At 51.2% G+C, this 2,808-nt stretch carries 1 rRNA gene (only partly in view); it reads left to right on the top strand.

The window, feature by feature from the left end:
• Positions 1-2,744, top strand: a 23S ribosomal RNA gene (locus ACEN3Z_RS11580) (it extends 237 nt beyond the left edge of the window).
• Positions 2,745-2,808: the final 64 nt, after the last annotated feature.

Here is a 2,808-nt window from a genome sequence, read left to right as displayed (position 1 = left end):
TGGCTGTTACACGCAAGTGAGGTAGACGCAGAGAACTGAAACATCTAAGTACCTGCAGGAAGAGAAAGAAAAATCGATTCCCTGAGTAGCGGCGAGCGAAACGGGAAGAGCCCAAACCGACGTGCATGCACGTCGGGGTTGTAGGACTCTAAAGTGGACTTATAAGGTGTAGTCGAATGGCATGGGAAGGCCAGCTGTAAAGGGTGAGAGCCCCGTAGACGAAACACGTTATATACCTAAGAGTATCCTGAGTACGGCGGAACACGAGAAATTCCGTCGGAATCTGCCAGGACCATCTGGTAAGGCTAAATACTCCCTAGTGACCGATAGTGAACAAGTACCGTGAGGGAAAGGTGAAAAGCACCCCGGGAGGGGAGTGAAAGAGTACCTGAAACCGTGTGCTTACAAGTAGTCAGAGCCCGTTAATGGGTGATGGCGTACCTTTTGTAGAATGGACCGGCGAGTGACGATAGTTGGCAAGGTTAAGCTGAAGAAGCGGAGCCGTAGCGAAAGCGAGTCTGAATAGGGCGTGAGTCAGATGTCGTCGACCCGAAACCAAGTGACCTACCCATGTGCAGGTTGAAGGTGCGGTAAGACGCACTGGAGGACCGAACCAGGACATGTTGAAAAATGTTTGGATGACATGTGGGTAGCGGAGAAATTCCAATCGAACTTGGAGATAGCTGGTTCTCTCCGAAATATATTTAGGTATAGCCTCAGAGTGAGAGCGTTGGAGGTAGAGCACTGTTTGGACTAGGGGGACATACGTCTTACTGAATCCAGATAAACTCCGAATGCCATCTGCTCATCTCTGGGAGTCAGACTGCGAGTGATAAGATCCGTAGTCGAAAGGGAAACAGCCCAGACCACCAGCTAAGGTCCCAAAGTATCAGTTAAGTGGAAAAGGATGTGGGGTTGCACAGACAACTAGGAGGTTGGCTCAGAAGCAGCCATCCTTGAAAGAGTGCGTAATAGCTCACTAGTCGAGTGACCCTGCGCCGAAAATGTACCGGGGCTAAACTGAACACCGAAGCTGTGGATTCAACCAATAGGTTGAGTGGTAGGAGAGCGTTCTATAGGCGGCGAAGCAGTACCGTAAGGAGCTGTGGAGCGTATAGAAGTGAGAATGCCGGTATGAGTAGCGCAAGACGGGTGAGAATCCCGTCCACCGAATGACTAAGGTTTCCTGGGGAAGGCTCGTCCGCCCAGGGTTAGTCGGGACCTAAGCTGAAGCCGATAGGTATAGGCGATGGACAACAGGTAGAGATTCCTGTACTTGAGATACATGTTTGAGTGATGGAGGGACACAGGAGGTGACCTCACGCACCCTGATGGAATAGGGTGTCGAAGCGATAAGTTTGGATGTGAGTCAAATGCTTACATCCGAGTAAACGAGTCGTGACCGGGAGCGAATTAAGTAGCGAAGGTGAGTAATCAAACTGTCGAGAAAAGCTTCTAGCGAATGTATATCAACCCGTACCGCAAACCGACACAGGTAGTCGAGTGGAGAACACTAAGGTGAGCGAGAGAACTCTCGTTAAGGAACTCGGCAAAATGACCCCGTAACTTCGGGAGAAGGGGTGCTGATGGAAACATCAGCCGCAGTGAATAGGCCCAAGCAACTGTTTATCAAAAACACAGGTCTTTGCAAAACCGAAAGGTGACGTATAAGGGCTGACGCCTGCCCGGTGCTGGAAGGTTAAGAGGAGTGCTTAGCGCAAGCGAAGGTACGAATTGAAGCCCCAGTAAACGGCGGCCGTAACTATAACGGTCCTAAGGTAGCGAAATTCCTTGTCGGGTAAGTTCCGACCCGCACGAAAGGCGTAATGATTTGGGCACTGTCTCAACGAGAGACTCGGTGAAATTATAGTACCGGTGAAGATGCCGGTTACCCGCGACAGGACGGAAAGACCCCATGGAGCTTCACTGCAACTTGATATTGAGTGTTTGTTGATCATGTACAGGATAGGTAGGAGCCTTTGACAGTTGGACGTCAGTCTAGCTTGAGGCGTTGGTGGGATACTACCCTTGATGAATGACCACTCTAACCCGCGTATAGACTACGGGAGACAGTGTCAGGTGGGCAGTTTGACTGGGGCGGTCGCCTCCTAAAAAGTAACGGAGGCGCCCAAAGGTTCCCTCAGAATGGTTGGAAATCATTCGCAGAGTGCAAAGGCATAAGGGAGCTTGACTGCGAGACCTACAAGTCGAGCAGGGACGAAAGTCGGGCTTAGTGATCCGGTGGTACCGCATGGAAGGGCCATCGCTCAACGGATAAAAGCTACCCTGGGGATAACAGGCTTATCTCCCCCAAGAGTTCACATCGACGGGGAGGTTTGGCACCTCGATGTCGGCTCATCGCATCCTGGGGCTGAAGTCGGTCCCAAGGGTTGGGCTGTTCGCCCATTAAAGCGGTACGCGAGCTGGGTTCAGAACGTCGTGAGACAGTTCGGTCCCTATCCGTCGCGGGCGCAGGAAATTTGAGAAGAGCTATCCTTAGTACGAGAGGACCGGGATGGACGCACCGCTGGTGTACCAGTTGTTCCGCCAGGAGCATCGCTGGGTAGCTATGTGCGGGATGGATAAGCGCTGAAAGCATCTAAGCGCGAAGCCAGCTTCAAGATAAGATTTCCCATCACGCAAGTGAGTAAGACCCCTGAAAGACGATCAGGTAGATAGGCTCGAAGTGGAAGTGCAGTAATGTACGGAGCGGACGAGTACTAATCGGTCGAGGACTTAACCACGAACCAATTCAGGTTTAGCAGGTAAGAAAATATAAGGTTGATATTCAGTTTTGAGTGATCTAAG

Origin of the sequence: Ruoffia sp. FAM 26254 (assembly GCF_045528545.1) — a bacterium.
Taxonomy (GTDB): Bacteria; Bacillota; Bacilli; order Lactobacillales; family Aerococcaceae; genus Ruoffia; species Ruoffia halotolerans.
The sequence above is the reverse complement of the archived record's forward strand: the minus strand, read 5'-3'. Positions and strand labels throughout refer to the sequence as shown.